Below are 15,921 nucleotides of genomic sequence, written 5' to 3'. Positions count from 1 at the left end.
CCAACGCGAAAGCCGGCCGCGAGCCGGAGGCGGCTCAGATCTCGATGCAGATCTTGCCGAAGTGCCGGTTGCTCTCCTGGTGCCGGAACGCCGCGACGAGGTCCGCCAGGGGATAGCGGCTGTCGACGATCGGCCGCAGGCCGCAGGCCTCGATGCCGCGAACCATCTCGATCTGCTGGCGCCGGCTGCCGACGAGGACGCCCTGGAGGCGGATCTGCCGGACGAGTGCCGGGACCAGCGGCAGCGGCCCGGCGACCCCCGTGAGGATGCCGATCACCGAGATGTGGCCGCCCACCCGCACGGCGGCCATCGACTGCTCCAGGGTCGCGGGACCGCCGACATCGAGGACGTGGTCGACCCCGCGCCCGCCGGTGAGGCGCCGGGCGGTCTCCCCCCAGGCGGCATCGGAGCGGTAATTGACGATGTGGTCGGCTCCGAGCGCGCGCAGACGCTCGAGCTTTTCGTCGCTGGACGAGGTGGCGATCACGGTGGCACCCGCGGCCTTGGCGAATTGCAGCGCGAACACCGAGACGCCGCCGGTGCCCTGCACGAGGATGACGTCGCCGCCCTTCAGGCCCGCATCCCCGTGCAGGGCGCGCCAGGCGGTGAGCGCCGCCGTGGTCAGGGTCGCCGCCTCGGCGTGGTCCCAACCCCGGGGCGCATGGGTGAAGGCCAGCGCGGAGGCGGTGACCCGCTCGCGGGCATAGCCGTCGATGCCGTCGCCCGGCACGGTCGCGAAGCCCTCGACCTGGGGCTGGCCCTCGGTCCAGGTGGGAAAGAACGTGCTGACCACGCGATCTCCGACCGCGAAGGCCTCGATGCCCGGTCCCACCGCCTCGACCTCGCCCGCCCCGTCCGACATCGGCACGCGCGGCGCGCTCGGCCCCCACAGGCCGCTGACCACGGCATAGTCGTGATAGTTGAGCGAACTCGCCCGCAGGCGGACGGTGATCTCGCCGGGCCCCGGCTCCGGAACGGGCCGTTCGCCGAATCCGACGGCCTCGAAGCCGCCCCCGGGCTGGACGATCACGGCGCGGGATACCGATGCGGTCATGCTGTACCTGTCCGTCTCACCGGCCGCGATGCGGCTGCCCCCGTTTCGGGAAACCGGGCTCGATCCGGGCTGTTCCCCCGGATCGAGCCTCGGTCCTGCCCGGACGGCTCGCGGCGGGACACTTCTCGGCGATTCCACGGACCTGTTATGGCAGGGGCTCGTTGTGGCAGGAGTTCAGGGAGCCGACACTGTGATCGGCCGGAGGGGCGGGTATGCGGCGTTTCATCGATGTGGCTCGGTTCAAGCGCCACAAGGATCTGCCGAAGGACTTCGACGCCGAGGCCTACCTGCGCATCAATCCGGACGTCGCCCTCTCCATCCGGGAGGGTGAGGGCCTGTCGGCCGAGGAGCATTACCTGCGGCACGGCCGGCACGAGGGCCGGAAATACGCCGCGAATGCGGATGGTTCGATCATCGATCCGGATCTGCTCGCGCTGTTGCCGCACGACTTCGATGCAGCCTCGTATCTCGAACTGCACGGCGACATCGAGGAGGCCATCGCGGCGGGATACTGTCCTTCGGCCGAGGTTCACTACCTGAACGTCGGCCGGCACGAGGGGCGCATCTACAAGCTGTCCGCCGACATCGTCGCGGACATGTCCTCCCGCCTGGGGCGAGAGCTGTTCCGGTATCCCTATCGGACGGTCGGCGCGATGCCGGCCTTTCGGTTCGAAGCGCCGTCCCGGGGCGAGGCGGACCTCGCGATCTGCAGCCGGATCATCGCCGCGTGGCACGTGTCGGCCGCCGCGAATCCGGGCAAGACCGGCGGCATGTGGGACCAGCTGACCGCCGGCCACACCCGCCTGAAGACCGCGCTCGCCCGGAGAGACCCGGAGCTCCTGTCGGACCTTCTGGCGAACATGTTCCAGGAGCACCTGGTGCACGGCCTCGCCATGGGCAGGAGCACGGCCGCCCGCGCCCGCGCCGTCCCCGACCGCCATGCGGCCATGTGGTGCGACCGCCTCCTGCGGTTCGGGGAGGCCGTGGGCGTCCGTCCGGTCCGGTCGCCCGAGCAGGGAGGGACCGATGCGCCGCTCGAATGGCAGGATCTGCAACGGCAAAACTTGGAACCGCAGGACCTCATCGCCGAGCTGGAGGCCGCGATCGGCTTCGAACTCGCATTTCCTCCGATCGGCGCCCCCTTCGGGGTTTCCCTCAGAGGGGCCGCCTTCCCCGAGCAGTCGTTCATGCATGCCTATGCGGCCTGGCGCATCAACGCGCTCGGACCCTTCGAGCACGTGGCCGAGATCGGGGGCGGGTTCGGCGGGCTCTGCGCGTATCTCGCCCGAGGGACCTGCGCGTACACCATCTACGACCTGCCCTATACCAACATCCTCCAGGGGTACTTCCTGCTCCGCTGCGGACTTCCCGTCTCCTTGAGCGGAGAGACGCCGAACCGTGTTCAGGTGCTGCCCTGGTGGGAGATCAACACGCCCGGCCTGCGCTTCGACGTGGTGCTCAACCAGGATTCCATTCCGGAAATGTCGCCCGCGGCCGGACGGGCCTATATCGACCGGATCAAGCAGATCGCCCCGTCGTTCTACTCGGTCAATCAGGAGGCCTCCGCGCTCAACACGCAGACGGGGCGACAGTTGCGCGTGCCCGAACTGATCCGGGACGCCGGAGGCTATCGGAGGCTGTCGCGGAACCTGTTCTGGTTGCGCGATGGCTATGTCGAGGAATTCTACCGGTGCGGCGAAGGGTGATCCGAAGCCTGCCGACGTCTCCCGCGACCTCGGACGACTGCGTCGTTGCCGTGCGTCCGAGACGCATGTGAACCCCGAACGCGCCGAAGATCGGCGTATCGCAATTCTGTCCGAGGCCACTGCCGAGTCCCGCGAAAGCCCGGGTAAGGGCGGAGCAGCTCGCAACCTTCACGGGTTCCAAGCTGCCGTTCCACCGTGGATGTCCGTGTTTCGTACCAATGTGGAACATTCCGGCCACGAAGTGGATCATGTCGCGCCGAGCGCGAAACATGCCTCGCCCCAAAAAGGTACAGACGGGCTGGACTGCGAAGTTTTCGCCTGATAATCCCTTTTGAAGCGATATGTTCGCTCATCGGCAGCCCGGGATCACCGACTGCTGGAGCCGCTGCAGCTGCGTAGATAGAAAAGCGACGATCGCGTGGTTTGAAATACTTGGGGGATGCTCGATGCCGAGGGCTATCTACTATCGGAATGATGATCAAATTGGCAGTAAGAAGTCGAGTGTCATTTACAAGAATCTTGAAGCCGCACTTTCCCGCCTGGCGCGCAACGAGGGCCGAGAGTTACACGCGGATTTCTCCTTTGACAGGTTACCTCGATCTCGAAAGTGAACGGCTTATAAAAGCATCCACAGCATCGTATCGATCGGACTGACGGCGCATGAACGCTTGGCAAACGTCATCAGGTCGAGCTTGATCTATATTGGTCCGTTGGAGACCAGGACAAGCAATGATGACGTCTTCGAAAGACTGCTGGTCTGTGCGAAAAACGACCTGCCAACGTCGCGCATCAACCTGCTTGGACAACGAGCCCGATTGGCTTCGGTGTTTCTCCCGAAGACCGGCACAAAGATCCATGATCTTCCGCCTCTCAATTTGTTTCAGAAATTGCCTTGCTCAAGCACGCCACAGCGTGTGACGATTATTAACCATCTCGCCGATGACCAATTGGCGAGAAATGTCACGAATCGATTCCTGTCCGACAGTGCATTCTTCATCGAATGCATCGGACTTGAGGGAGACGATCATAATCGTATTCGATACGTCGCGGATTCCGAATTCGGCGATGATGCATCAGGCCTCCATATTCATATTGGGCAGGATACGAAGAACAGCGAGCGTCTCCGTATCTGTGACAGCTGGCACAGCGGCATCCCTGTTCTGATCTTCGGTGCCGAATGGGTTGTCCGGAACGAAAATTCACCGGGATCCCTGCGAGACGAGTACAACGTCATAAATTGCCATTCGATCGACGACGCCCTCGAATTCGCGAATATGTTGTTCGAAACTCCGAGTTTATACAAGCAGATGGCAAGCAATGGGCGTTTGTCGACATCCTACGCGGTGCTGTCTTGGGCTGATATGGCTAAGGATCTCGTTGCATGATGCTGCGAATTGGCTGGGTCACGCCATTCAACAACCGCACGGGTGTTGGAACGTTCAGCAAGTCTGTAACGGACGCGATTCCCGCCAAGCATGCCGGCCGTCAGATTGATCTGACAATCATCGCACCGGTCGTCGAAGGACTTTATCCAACCCACCACAGGTTCGTCGATATTGCTTCTGCGACGTCGGACAGCAAGTTCTACAGCATGTTCGACGTGCTGATATACAACATTGGTAATAACGAAGAGCATCATAAAGCGCTTTTTGATGTACTTCAGAACTATCCAGGCATCATTATCTGCCACGACTATGTATATCAGCATTTCCTCGCCAAGATTGTCCTTGATGGGAGCAGCGCTTTTGCCGATCTCGTAGCGCTGTTCGCGCGCTACGGCGAGCCAGAATCCATGCGGCGGATTCGGCAATCCAATATTACCCAGACGAAAGGCCTACACTACGCAATTTGGGATTCTGATCTGTGCGGCTTGGATCCCATGGGCGCGCCGCTCTTTCAGCTCGGTTCCGCGCTGATCGTTCACTCTGCTTATGCTGAAGCTTACGCCTCGCCGCGCTTCGATGGACCGGTGTTGCAACTCGGCATGCCCTGGGACCAGCGTCCGACCGCTGCCAGAGGTGTGGAACCTGTTGGTACACAGTCGCGCCAAACTTTGGTCTCGTTCGGGCATGTTCAGTCTACCAAGTGTATTGACGACATTCTTTTGGCTATCTCCAGTCAAAAGGTCTTGCGTGACGAGATAACCTATGTCGTGGCTGGATTTTCCGGTGCTACGGCCTATGTCGATCATCTCAAAAATATCGTCCGCGAACACAACCTCGAGCGATGCGTGAGGTTTGCCCTCGATCTGTCGCAGGACGAGTTGGAGATCCTCTGCGCTCAGGCGGACGCGTTCATAAACTTACGCTTCCCGAACACCGAAGGATCGTCCGTGTCGCTCATCGAGCAGCTGATCACGGCCAAACCCGTCATCGTTTTCAATACGGGCTGTTACGCAGAAATCCCGCACGATGCCGTCATCAAGGTTGCCACGCCACGGAACATCGATGCGATTGCCGATGCGATCCTTCGGTTGCGCCATGACAGGACCGGCTTGGCTGCGATGGGTCAACGTGGCCGCTCCTACGCGATGCGGAGCAGTTGCCGGAGCTATGTCGGCGAACTCCTCGATTTCATCATCCGTCATGAGGCCCTGCTGCGCCGTCGCGGAAATGCTCACGCAACCTGCTTGATCGATGTCGAATCTCTCGGCGGCGTCGAGGATGAAGCGGATGAGCATTGGGCGGAGACCCTCTCGACCGCACGGACGACGTTCGATCTCCTGAACCAAGGTCGCTTTGCTCTCGACCCGACTCTGATCGCGGATATCGGGCCGAACCGGATCGTCGATTACGCCCAGTCGGCGATCCTGCGACAAGGCATGAATATGCGGCTGACGCAGGCCTTGCAGGATTATTTTCGCGATCAGCCTGACTTGTACAGAGCCTCGAAAGTACTTCAGGCGGCCTATGAATTTGGCACACAACGAAACGTGGAGGAGGCGGAGTATCTGCCGGACGTCATTCCGCATGGGGATTTGAATTTTTGGAGAATTCTCGCAGTGCTCGACAGCGACATGCTCGCCTCCGTCGCGCACGGCTCGTTTTTCGGAAGCTTGCCTGCGCCACCGACCGACAATACAGCCCTACAAAACCTGGATGACAGCTTCATCCGGCGTCTCCGATTGTCGGAGGCACTGGAGTCGAGACCCTCCGAGGATTTGAGGGCGAATCCCGCGGATCTCATTTCGGTGATCCGCTGGCTGCGTCGGCGTGACCTGAGCGACAACAGAATGGTTCTCCAGCCGGTGCGGGTGGGGCAAACAATCAGTACAGGTTCGCCCGAACATCAGCGGTTTGTCCGCGTCTTCGGGTTTTTTGGAACGTCGAAAGAGCATCCTTGGTCTGGTCCGGAGCCTGGCTCGATCTATGTGGTTCCCGCCCCTGGGGCCAGAAAGGTTATTCTATACGGCGAGTTGCTTCACAGTGGCGTATCCATCAAAGTAAGCTTGGCGACCGAGATGGGACTTGATTGTACCTCTAAGAATTACTGTAGGGATAATGGATCTATCGAGATCGACCTTCCCGATAGCTCAGCAGCGACATCAGGCTCGCCACTTTGTTTGATCTTGGAAAGTCAGGGATGTCGATCGCCGGCGTCTTTTGGAAACTCAAGTGATCCCCGGCCGCTGGGCTTCTTGATGAGACAAGTCGCGATTCAATAACGCGGAATACTTCGGTGACAAATTCGTACGTGTAGGAGGGACCGCCTGTGAATTTGCTTGTCTACGGCGGCTGTCACGCGCTGATCTTGAAGCGCTTGATCGATGAGTTGGGGCCACGAGGTCGTCATCACGTTACGCTGCTGATAAATTTTCAGGTTGTTGCCTCTGGCCGACCTTTTCCTTATGAAAAAATTCGTGATTACGACGTCGTTATCTATTCGCCGATCCAGAACAAGGGTGATTACAATACCTCCTTCCTTCAAAAGGCTTGCGAAGAATACGGTGTTCCAACGATCTGCTTTCCCTGGTTAGAATGGCACGGTCATTCTCCCGGAGCGGACAAGGATTGGTTCTGGGGGCACCATGGCTGGTACTTTCCTGCTTTGGTCGAACTCAGCCGTGATTTTTGGGATTGCAGTGCGTTTTCTCGATTTGTTCGAGCGGAGTTTCCATCGCAAGACGTCATCCAAACATATTTTGCCGATACGACACGCAGGCTAAAAGAACAAGAAAAGTCTTTCGACTGTCAGGTTAAGATCTCAGATTTTATCCTTGATAACTACCATGATCGAAGGATGTTTCTGACTCCGGATCATCCGACGCTGGTACTTTATCGCTATGTCATCACCGAGATAGAGAATCTGGTGGGGACACAACTCGTTGCCTCCTGGCCTGCCGATCTTCCGGAGCTTCAACCCGAGGAACGAACCCCAATCCTGCCGCGGATCGCGGCCGAAACACAGCTGACCTTCGTTGATACGTCGTGGCGATCCGAGACTCAGCCCCTCGTGACCATGGACCTCGATGGATTTTTGGCACTGCATTTCCAGGCCGGTCGCCGCGCTCTGTCTCAGGGCGAAGGGATCGAGACTGTCCTGGCAACGGCAGCTCGCCCGACCTGGGTCGGATCCTCTCGGCACAGTGCCGCCGACGAGGGGCCGGTTGCGGTTCCCATCTTCACGCAGGTTTTGATGCGCCGCGCCGCACCGGTCGCCGGTCAGGCTCACTTCGAGGGCGAGATCCTGGCGACACTGACAGATCATCCACCGCTGGATGCCGTGCCGCGCAATGTCGACGGGTGGTGCAGATTTCGCAGCGATGATTGGACCTTCCGATCATAGGCTGAATGTTTGATCATGGATAAAAGGAGTCTTTAATGCAGGTAAATTGGGCTAGCCCGCGCTCAGAAATCGATCTTGAGAAGTGCTTTTTCTATCATACGATTGATTTCAAGGATGGAACTACGATCGAAGGACACTGGGACCTCCGGGGGCGGTATGCCGACTACACCGGACACATCAATCTGAACGATGCTCGTGTTCTGGATGTCGGGACCGCCTCCGGGTTCTTGAGCTTTTAGCCGAAGCGGCGGGTGCCCGAGAGGTTGTGTCGTTCGATCTCGATACGGCAGAGCGTCAGCATCTCCTGCCGTTTCAAGGAACACCCTACGTGACGGATCACGCGGCATGGGTTCGGGCCCAGACGGCGGCATTCGACACTTGGAAGAATGCGTACTGGTTCACGCACCAGAAATTGGGCTCGCGCGCACGGGCGATATACGGCGACGTCTACGATTTGCCGAACGGAATCGGGACCTTCGATGTCGTCATACTCGGAGCGATTCTCGAGCATCTTGGTGACCCGGTGCGCGCGATTGGTTCGATCGCCAGGGTCGCTTCGAAGCGGATCGTGATCAATACCGACATCATTTCAGGTGACGAGCCGATCGGGCGCTTCAATGGCGACCCGGCCTACCCCGAGCGATCCTATATCTTCTGGACCTACACTCTGGAAACGTATCGAAGAATCCTGGCGATCTGTGGTTTCGAGATCGAGAACGTCCACGACGACACCTACAAGGCGTTCTCCCCACTTGCGACGGACAAAGGTTGGGTCCAAACGCCGCGAACGACAATCGTTGCGCGACGGGTCGGATGATACCGTTCCGGCAAGCCGTCGCAGGAGCCAGCGCGGGGCTTGCGACCGGCTCTGCCGGCGGACTCCATCGGCGTTGCTCCGGGGAGTTTTGAGTCCACTCAAAACGCTAGGCTGGCAGCGACGTTACGGATGCCCCGTCGCCGAGAGCGAGTCTCGGTCGACGGACGACCGATTTACCAAGATCGCCGCGCACCTGCCGACAGTCACCTGGGGCAAGGAGCGCGTCGATGACCGGTCTATGATCGGCGGCCCGAATTGGACCTTCCACGGTCACCAGAAGAGGCCGTAGGAGGATTTCGCGTGCTCCATGGACAGCAGCGATATCGCCTTCGGTCTCATGCAGGCATCTCATTCCGAGGATCGTGCCCTTCGAAGTCGCGGCCGCGGGCGTCGTCGTCACAAACATCGACGAGAACTGGTCGGCGTAGGAACTCGCCGGCATCAGGGCCGCCCTCTGGACGGCCATCACGGGAGGAGGATCTCCAGACGCGTGAGCCCCAGGGACCGACGGGGAACCGCTTTGTTGCTTGTCTCAAAGGAAAGCCGGGCCGCATGACAGATCTCAGGTCGCGCCCCGCAATAACGTCGCGCTCGGATGAACGTGATGTGACGGGTTCATTAAACATGCTAGATCTACCGGCGATTCGGGAATTCGGGACCATCGTTCCCCCTATGGTGCCGGATCTTTGCACGATATTGCCAATTTGCACGCCGCCGCCCCGCAGGACGTCGGAGCGTTGGGCGCGGATGACGTTGCGTTGTTCTTTGTTTTCCCCTTCGCTCCACGCGCGCCGGGTCCGCTGGAACCACTGAGGAATGCAGCCAGGTGGGACGACATCACGTCTTTGCTGCCAAAGCGTCGCCGGACGTTTTTCAGGAGAAGCTCGACGCGTCGGACATCGTCGGCCGATGGAAGTGGGACATCGTCCACGACCGGATCTATGCCGACGCTGCGGTCGCGCTCCTGTTCAATCTCGAGCCCGCTGTCGCGCGGGCCGGGGCCTCGCTCGATCGCTACCTTGAAGCGGTCCATCCGGAGGATCGTGAGCGCGCGAGTCAGGACATCGCCACGAGCCTGCAGGCCGGGCGCGCCTACCGGCAGGAATACCGTGTGCGTTCGGTCGACGGCGTCACGCGCCGGATCCTCGCGCGCGGCCGGATCCAGCGTGACGCGGCGGGGCGTCCGAAGTGGGGCCGCGTTCTCCTCATCGACGTCACGCAGGACCATCCCGATCCGACCGGTGACGCGCGACCCGAGGCGCACCAGCATCCCCTGCCCCTCGCCGCCGAATACTGCATGGCCATGCGACAGGCGCTCTACGAGCTTCCAGAGCCACTCCTGCGTCGGATGAGCGACATGCTGCTCCTCGAGATCGGCCGTGCCATGGTCCGGGCCGAGAGCGCCGAGCAGCGCAACCAGATGAATTGAGGACCGCCGCAGGCGAGATCACCCGGGGACGAGTGAGCGACCATCGCGGATGAGCTTCAGCACGTCATGGGGCGGCAGGGGTGGGCTGAAGAGGTAGCCCTGGACCTCCGTACAGCCCTCCGCCCTGACGAAGTCCCGCTGCTCCGGCGTCTCGACGCCCTCGGCGGTGATGCGGGCGCCGAGATTGCCGGCGAGCGTCACGATCGCCCGGACGATCGCGGCCGTCCGGGGATTGGTCATCCCGGCGACGAAGGAGCGATCGATCTTCACCGTGTCGAAGCTGAAGCGGTGAAGGTAGCTCAGGCTCGAATACCCGGTGCCGAAATCGTCGAGGGCGATGCGGACGCCTTGGGCTCGCAGGCGTCGGATGCTCGCGCCCACCGCCTCCGCATCCTGCATCAGGATCGTCTCGGTGATCTCGAGTTCGAGGCGATGGGGCGCGAGGCCGGACTGTGCCAGGGCGTGGGCGACCGTCTCCTCCATGCTGATCTGCTGGAACTGGATGGCCGACACGTTGACGGCGATCTTCAGGGGCTCCGGCCAGGACGCTGCCTTGTGGCAGGCCTCCTTCAGCGCCCAGGCGCCGAGGGAGATGATGAGGCCGGTCTCCTCCGCGATGGGAATGAACGCGCTGGGTGGAATTGCGCCCTTCAGGGGATGCTGCCAGCGCATCAAGGCCTCGAACCCGGTGATGGAGCCGGTCGCGAGATCGACGATCGGTTGGTAGTGCAGCAGGAAGCCGCCCCGCTTCATCGCGGCGCGCATGTCGCGTTCGAGTGTATTGCCCGCATTGCCCGGGGCTCCCGAGTCCCGCGAAGCGCCGGAATCTCCCTGCGCTTGCATCGGGGAATCGTGGAAGCGGTAGGTGTTTCGTCCCGCGGCCTTGGCCTTGTACAGCGCCACGTCGGATCGCCGGAAGAGTTCGTTCCCGTCGAGGCCGCCGGAGCAGAGCGCAATGCCGATGCTCGCGCCCACCGAGACCCTGTGTCCACCGAGGTCGACCGGCCGGTTGACGGCCTCGATCACCCGTGCCGCCAGGTGGCTCGCATCGCCCGGATGCGTAATCGGCCCCAGAACCACGGCGAATTCGTCGCCGCCGAGGCGGGCCACCGTATCGCCGTCGCGAACGGCCGCCTGGAGACGCTCCGCGATGCAACGCAGGAGGCGGTCGCCGGCCAGGTGTCCCAGGGTGTCGTTGACCTGCTTGAAGCGATCCAGGTCGCAGGCGAGGACGGCGAACCGCGTGCCGTTCCGCGCGGCATCCCGCAGCGCCCGATCGAGCCGCTCCCAGAACAGCGTCCGGTTCGGCAGGTCGGTCAGGGGATCGTGCAGGGCCAGATGCGCGATGCGCTGCTCGTCGCGTTTGCGCTGGGTGATGTCGAAATGGGTGCCGACGACGCGCAGCGGCGCGCCGCTGGCATCGCGGCTGACGACCTTGCCCCGCGCCAGAAGCCAGATGTAGTGACCCTGCTTGGCCCGGAGGCGGTACTCGCACGCGAAGGTCGGCGTGCGGCCCTCGAAATGGTCCAGCATGGCACGCCGGGAGCGTTCGGCGTCGTCGGGATGGATGAGCGCGTTCCAGGACTTGATGTGGTGGCGGATCTCGCTCGCATCGTAGTCGAGCATGGCGGCCCAGTGCTCCGAGAGTTCGACCTCGCCGGTGGGCACCGACCAGTCCCAGAGGCCGTCGCTTCCGCTGCTGAGCGCGAGGGCCAGGCGTTCCTCGCTGACGCGCAGCGCATCCTCCACGGCCTTGCGCTCGGTGATGTCGCGCAGCGAGGTGACGTAGCCGGTCGGGCGCTGAGTGACGGGGTCGCGCGCCAGGCTCTGCGAGACTTCCATCGGAAGCCAGCGGCCGTCCTTGCAGCGGTAGCGCTGGCACGTCGAGGCTTGGTCGATCCGGCCCCCGGTCAAATCGTCGAGCACGCGGCGGAACGCATCGACGTCGTCGGGATGGACGAAATCCAGGGGCTTGGTCCCGATCAGCGCATCCGGATCGTAGCCCAGCACCGTTCTGACCGACGGTGAGACGTAGCGTCGGGTGGTGTCCATGTCCGACCAGATGATGACGTCCGTCGTCGTCTCGGCCAGGAGGCGGAAGCGCTGCTCGCTCGCGCGCAGGGCATGCTCCGCCGCGCAGCGCTGCCCGGATTCCACCTCGCTCGCGCGCCGGGTCTCGTACAGGCGCAGGTGCGCTTCCACGATCAGGGCCAGATCCTGAAGCTGGCGGATCGCGCCCGGGGGCAGATCGGTTCTCGGCTTCCGGTCCATCACGCAGAACGTGCCGAGATTGAGCCCGGACCGCAGCGCGAGGGGGATGCCCGCGTAGAAGCGGGCATGGGGCTCGCCGGTGACGAACGGACTCCTGGCCGAGCGCGCGTCGCGGGCAAGATCACCGATGATCAGCGGGGTGTTGCCCGCGCCCCGGATGGTCAGGTCGCAGAACGCGCCCTGGCGCGCCAGGCTGTCGATTTCGATCCCGACCTTGGCCTTGAGCCAGACCCGGTTCTCGTCGACCAGTTGAACGGCCGCCATCGGAGCGTCGAAAAGATTCGCGGCCATTCTGCAGACCGCGTCGAGATGAAGATCGGGGTCGGAATCCATGATCTTGAGATCGCGCAGGGCCTTGAGCCGCATGCGCTCCTCGTTGGCATCCAACATGGGTTCGGCTCCCGGCCTTCAAAGGATCAGCGCAAAAACAACCTGTATAAGAACATTTGGTCCAAAATTATTCCTCAAAGGCGATTTTAACACGTATCAGGCTAGAATATTGGTTCATAGTTCGTGAATGTCTCCATCCGGCTCGCGGGCCTGGTCGAGGGGCCGTCGCGCGATCCGGCTGCCTGCTCGATGGTCGGCCCGTCGACATCGTCGCGCGGCCGACCCGTTAGCTTGGACCGTTGGGCTCGCCGGGTCGGGCGGCGGACGGGGCATGGCCTGTCCATGTGACCAGGACGGGACGCCCCCAGACCAAGGCGACCACCATATCCCGGCCGATACGGGCAGAGTTCGGATTCTTTAGAATGCCTGGGCGCGACGCCACGACGGGCGACGGTCGGCAGGACCGGAATCAGATTCGGGCCCGTGGAGAACAATCCTTGCCTTGTGCGCCTGCATCGCGGCGGAGGCTCGCCTGAAGTGCCAATTCGGCCGTGCGATATCCACAGATAATTTGTTTCTCAAGATTTAATGTATTTGCTTCCCGTGAAAATCAGTAATTCATATCAAAAATTTCTTCATTATCGGTTATGTTTGCTGTATTTTTACCTATGATACTGATGAGATTTACGTTGAATATGTTGTCTTGACTGCCGGGCTGGGCTGGTATGTCGGCAGCCTGCAGCGATCGCACGGATGGCGGCGGTCTCGATATTCCCGGTGCGTCCCCAAATTCTATCGGCATTTCAATCTGATGGCCGAACGCCTCCGGAATCGGATAACAAACATCAATGCAAAGCGTTTCGCTCGCTTTTGAGGTGAATGTTCTGGTATAAGGCATACGACATTGTGAACTCTACGGAGGATTGGCGATGGCGGCCCGAGTCAGTAGCGTCCGCGCAATTCGGTTCGCGCTCGATGGAGGCTGCAGGTCGAGCCTGTGGGAGGGGACGAACCGGCCCTGCAGGCGGGCGGGCTGACGGTTTTTTAGCGGCGCACTCGGTATTTCGACGGACATGCCCCAGGGCGAGGACAATGCTATCAAGCACGTATTCCCGCGAATCATGTTCGTCGCATCCCAATCTCCAGCAACACGCATGTTCGCACTGCCCGCGGTACGGATTAATAGGGATCAGGAGATCACACAGGTAGTCTCGCTGTTTCATGCGAGTCGTGAGGGCAGGATAAAAGAACAGCTCCGAGTATGGCGGTAATGTCAGATACGAACAAAGATGGAAGCGCAGGAGAGATTGGGCATCGTATCAAATCGTTGCGACGGTCTGCCGGCCTCAGCCAAGCAAATCTAGGCAATGCCCTCGGCGTAACATTCCAGCAGGTCCAGAAATACGAGAGCGGCCGAAGCAAGATTGCGGCAGAGAAGCTTCATCGCATTGCCCAAGCTCTCGGCGTCGACATCAACTACTTCTACGAGTCGAAGCCGGAGGCCGGTTCGGCCGAAAAATCTCCCGACGGTACTTATTCGCAGGCGACACCGGAAAGCGCCTTGTTCAAGGAATCCTTCGACAAGATCAAGGATCCGCGCGCGCGTTACCTGCTCGCAGAACTGGCCCGCGTCTTCAGCGAGATCGAATCAGGTCGGTAGCGCTTCCGCACCGACGGATCGGCCGCAGCCCCGCGCCATGTGCATCCTGGAGCGGGCGAACCTGTTCCGCATCGGCGACGAGGTCGAGATCCTCCGCTCCGAGACTCCCTGGAGTTCGACTGGCGCGATGTGACCGCCGAGGCGGTCGCGATGTCGCTGTGAGGTCCGGTGCCGCGCGCTCCGACACACGGTCTCCACCCTGTCCATGGCGTCGCTGACGGGACCGTCGGCAGCCCCTTGCCTCGCGGAGGCACCTGCCGCTAAATAAGAACGAAGCAAGAACTCGTTCGGCGCGGCTGGGACCGTGCGGCGCAGGAGAGCAGCATGGCCCTTGACTGCTCGCGCCGCGCCGGCCTGGACCTGAGCCCGCGCGCCGGCCGGCGAACATGACGGCCGCCGCCATGGTGGCCCCGAGGGCTGGCCGCACGCTGTTCTTCTTCGAGAAACCGTCGGCGATGCGCCAACTCCAGCGCTTCTTCCGCTCGCCCGATACCGTTTGCGTCTCCGCCGAGGGGCACCTCCTCACCGCCGAGGAGCCCGGTGAGATCCGGCCCGAATGGAAGCCCTGGCACTTCGAGGCCCTCCCCATCGTGGTCGACACCATTCCGGTGCGCTGCGGCACGAGCCGCTCGGGCCAGTCGCATGCGGGTAAGCTCGCGGCGATCGGTCAGGCGCTGCGGGGCGTCGAGCGCGTGATCATCGCCACCGATCCGGGGCGCGAGGGCTCGATGATCGCCTGGGAGGTGCTGGAGCATCTCGGCTGGCGCGGGCGCGTCGACCGCCTGAAACTCGGCGCCCTCGACGACGTCTCGATCCGGCGCGCCTTCGCGGCCCTGGCACGGGAGCCGGATTCCGGCGCGCGCGACTACGCCGCCTACCTGGAGGCCCTCTGCCGCCAGTACGAGGATTATCACCTCGGCCTCAACGGTACCCGCGCCATCTCGCTCAAGCTGCGTCCGGCCGCCTTCCGCGAGCCCTGGCGCTTCGGCGGCGTGCAGTCGCCGACGCTCGCCATCCTGGCCGACCTCGAAGAGCGCATCCGGTCGTTCGTGCCGCAGGACTTCTTCAAGGTCGCGCTGCACCTCGAGACGGCCGAGGGGGCCGCCCTGACCCTGTGGCACATGCCCAAGGACCGGATCTTCGAGCGGGAGGCGGCGGAGGTGATCCGGGCCGCCGCCGCGGCCTGGTCGGGGCCCCTGGCGGTGGAGCAGCGCGACCAGCGCCGCGCGCCCCCGCGCCTGTTCTCCAAGGACACCCTGGCCCGGCGCTGCGCCAAGCGCTTCGGCTGGGATCCGCAGCAGACCGCGCGCCTCGCCCAGGAGCTCTACGACCAGGGCTACCTCAGCTACCCGCGCACCGAATCCGAGTCCCTGCCCGAGGGGCAGGCCGGGGACGCCGCCGCCGTGCTGGCCGCCGTGGGGAGCGTGCTGCCGGACGTGGCGATCCTGACGGCGGCGGGGCCTCCGGTGATCCGGCGCGGGGCCAAGGGGCACTACGTCCGGGATCCGGGCGAGCACCACGCCATCGTGCCCCTGCGCAAGGTGCCCGCGCCGGGCCGGCTCGCCGCCGACCTGTTCCGCCTGTGGGACCTCGTGGCGCGGGCCTACTGCGCCGCGCACCTGCCCGACGGCATCGATGCCCGCACCGTGGCGGCGGCGGAGGTGGCGACGCCGCTGGGGGCCAAGCGCTTCAGCGTGACGGGGCGGGTCGTCCGCGTGCCGGGTTGGCGCGCGGTCTACGGCACCGAGGCGGAGGCGGATGTGGATGCCGTGCCCGGAAAGGCGCGGGCCGAGGACGAGGCCAGCGCGGGGTCGCTGCCGCCGGTGCGGGACGGCGCGGGGGCGAGCGCCACCGGGGCCGACATCGCCG

11 protein-coding genes are annotated in these 15,921 nt (G+C 62.8%); 8 read left to right on the top strand and 3 right to left on the bottom strand.

Going from position 1 to position 15,921, the window contains the following annotated elements; genetic code table 11:
• Positions 1–34: 34 nt before the first annotated feature.
• Positions 35–1,054 (bottom strand): zinc-dependent alcohol dehydrogenase family protein, encoded by a 1,020-nt coding sequence (locus tag MFF30_RS11785; protein WP_238279600.1) that lies wholly within the window; start codon positions 1,052–1,054, stop codon positions 35–37.
• 212 nt (positions 1,055–1,266) lie between these two features.
• Here MFF30_RS11785 and MFF30_RS11780 point away from each other — a divergent pair, with 212 nt between their 5' ends.
• The 6 genes from MFF30_RS11780 (at position 1,267) to MFF30_RS11755 (ending at position 9,791) form a co-directional block, all read left to right on the top strand.
• Positions 1,267–2,760, top strand: a complete 1,494-nt coding sequence (locus tag MFF30_RS11780; protein ID WP_238279599.1) for a class I SAM-dependent methyltransferase — start codon at positions 1,267–1,269, stop codon at positions 2,758–2,760.
• 668 nt (positions 2,761–3,428) lie between these two features.
• Entirely contained in the window at positions 3,429–4,145 is a 717-nt protein-coding gene (locus MFF30_RS11775) for a hypothetical protein (RefSeq protein ID WP_238279596.1), read from the top strand.
• Complete coding sequence (locus tag MFF30_RS11770) at positions 4,142–6,424, top strand: glycosyltransferase (RefSeq protein ID WP_238279595.1); 2,283 nt, start codon at positions 4,142–4,144, stop codon at positions 6,422–6,424. Before MFF30_RS11775 ends, MFF30_RS11770 begins: the two co-directional genes overlap by 4 nt.
• 47 nt (positions 6,425–6,471) lie before the next feature.
• A complete protein-coding gene (locus MFF30_RS11765; protein ID WP_238279593.1) occupies positions 6,472–7,545 on the top strand; it encodes a WcbI family polysaccharide biosynthesis putative acetyltransferase in 1,074 nt (357 codons plus the stop codon).
• A gap of 265 nt (positions 7,546–7,810) precedes the next feature.
• Positions 7,811–8,362 carry a class I SAM-dependent methyltransferase gene (locus tag MFF30_RS11760; protein ID WP_238279592.1) on the top strand — a complete coding sequence of 184 codons (552 nt, stop codon included), beginning with the start codon at positions 7,811–7,813 and terminating at the stop codon, positions 8,360–8,362.
• An 826-nt stretch (positions 8,363–9,188) separates the two neighbouring features.
• Positions 9,189–9,791 (top strand): PAS domain-containing protein, encoded by a 603-nt coding sequence (locus tag MFF30_RS11755; RefSeq protein WP_238279591.1) that lies wholly within the window; start codon positions 9,189–9,191, stop codon positions 9,789–9,791.
• A gap of 18 nt (positions 9,792–9,809) precedes the next feature.
• On the opposite strand, the gene MFF30_RS11750 is transcribed toward MFF30_RS11755, so the two are convergent.
• Positions 9,810–12,452, bottom strand: coding sequence for a sensor domain-containing phosphodiesterase (locus MFF30_RS11750; protein WP_238279590.1), 2,643 nt, complete (start codon positions 12,450–12,452; stop codon positions 9,810–9,812).
• Positions 12,453–13,002: 550 nt separating this feature from the next.
• A complete protein-coding gene (locus MFF30_RS11745) occupies positions 13,003–13,290 on the bottom strand; it encodes a hypothetical protein (RefSeq protein WP_238279589.1) in 288 nt (95 codons plus the stop codon).
• 372 nt (positions 13,291–13,662) lie between these two features.
• On the opposite strand from MFF30_RS11745, the gene MFF30_RS11740 reads away from it, so the two are divergent.
• Positions 13,663–14,052, top strand: a complete 390-nt coding sequence (locus MFF30_RS11740) for a helix-turn-helix domain-containing protein (RefSeq protein ID WP_238279588.1) — start codon at positions 13,663–13,665, stop codon at positions 14,050–14,052.
• Positions 14,053–14,453: 401 nt separating this feature from the next.
• A partial coding sequence (locus tag MFF30_RS11735) for a DNA topoisomerase (protein ID WP_238279659.1) occupies positions 14,454–15,921 on the top strand: 1,468 nt, incomplete at its 3' end.

The sequence above is a fragment of the Methylobacterium goesingense genome (genome assembly GCF_022179225.1).
In the GTDB taxonomy this organism is placed as follows: Bacteria; Pseudomonadota; Alphaproteobacteria; order Rhizobiales; family Beijerinckiaceae; genus Methylobacterium; species Methylobacterium goesingense.
This window is presented reverse-complemented; position numbering and strand designations above follow the sequence as displayed.

What these genes read in the sequence shown, in the direction of transcription:
- MFF30_RS11770 (WP_238279595.1), top strand. Translation starts at nt 4,142, where the DNA reads ATGATGCTGCGAATTGGCTGGGTCACGCCATTCAACAACCGCACGGGT.
- MFF30_RS11780 (WP_238279599.1), top strand. Translation starts at nt 1,267, where the DNA reads ATGCGGCGTTTCATCGATGTGGCTCGGTTCAAGCGCCACAAGGATCTG.
- MFF30_RS11750 (WP_238279590.1), bottom strand. Translation starts at nt 12,452, where the DNA reads ATGTTGGATGCCAACGAGGAGCGCATGCGGCTCAAGGCCCTGCGCGAT.
- MFF30_RS11745 (WP_238279589.1), bottom strand. Translation starts at nt 13,290, where the DNA reads ATGCCTTATACCAGAACATTCACCTCAAAAGCGAGCGAAACGCTTTGC.
- MFF30_RS11785 (WP_238279600.1), bottom strand. Translation starts at nt 1,054, where the DNA reads ATGACCGCATCGGTATCCCGCGCCGTGATCGTCCAGCCCGGGGGCGGC.
- MFF30_RS11740 (WP_238279588.1), top strand. Translation starts at nt 13,663, where the DNA reads ATGTCAGATACGAACAAAGATGGAAGCGCAGGAGAGATTGGGCATCGT.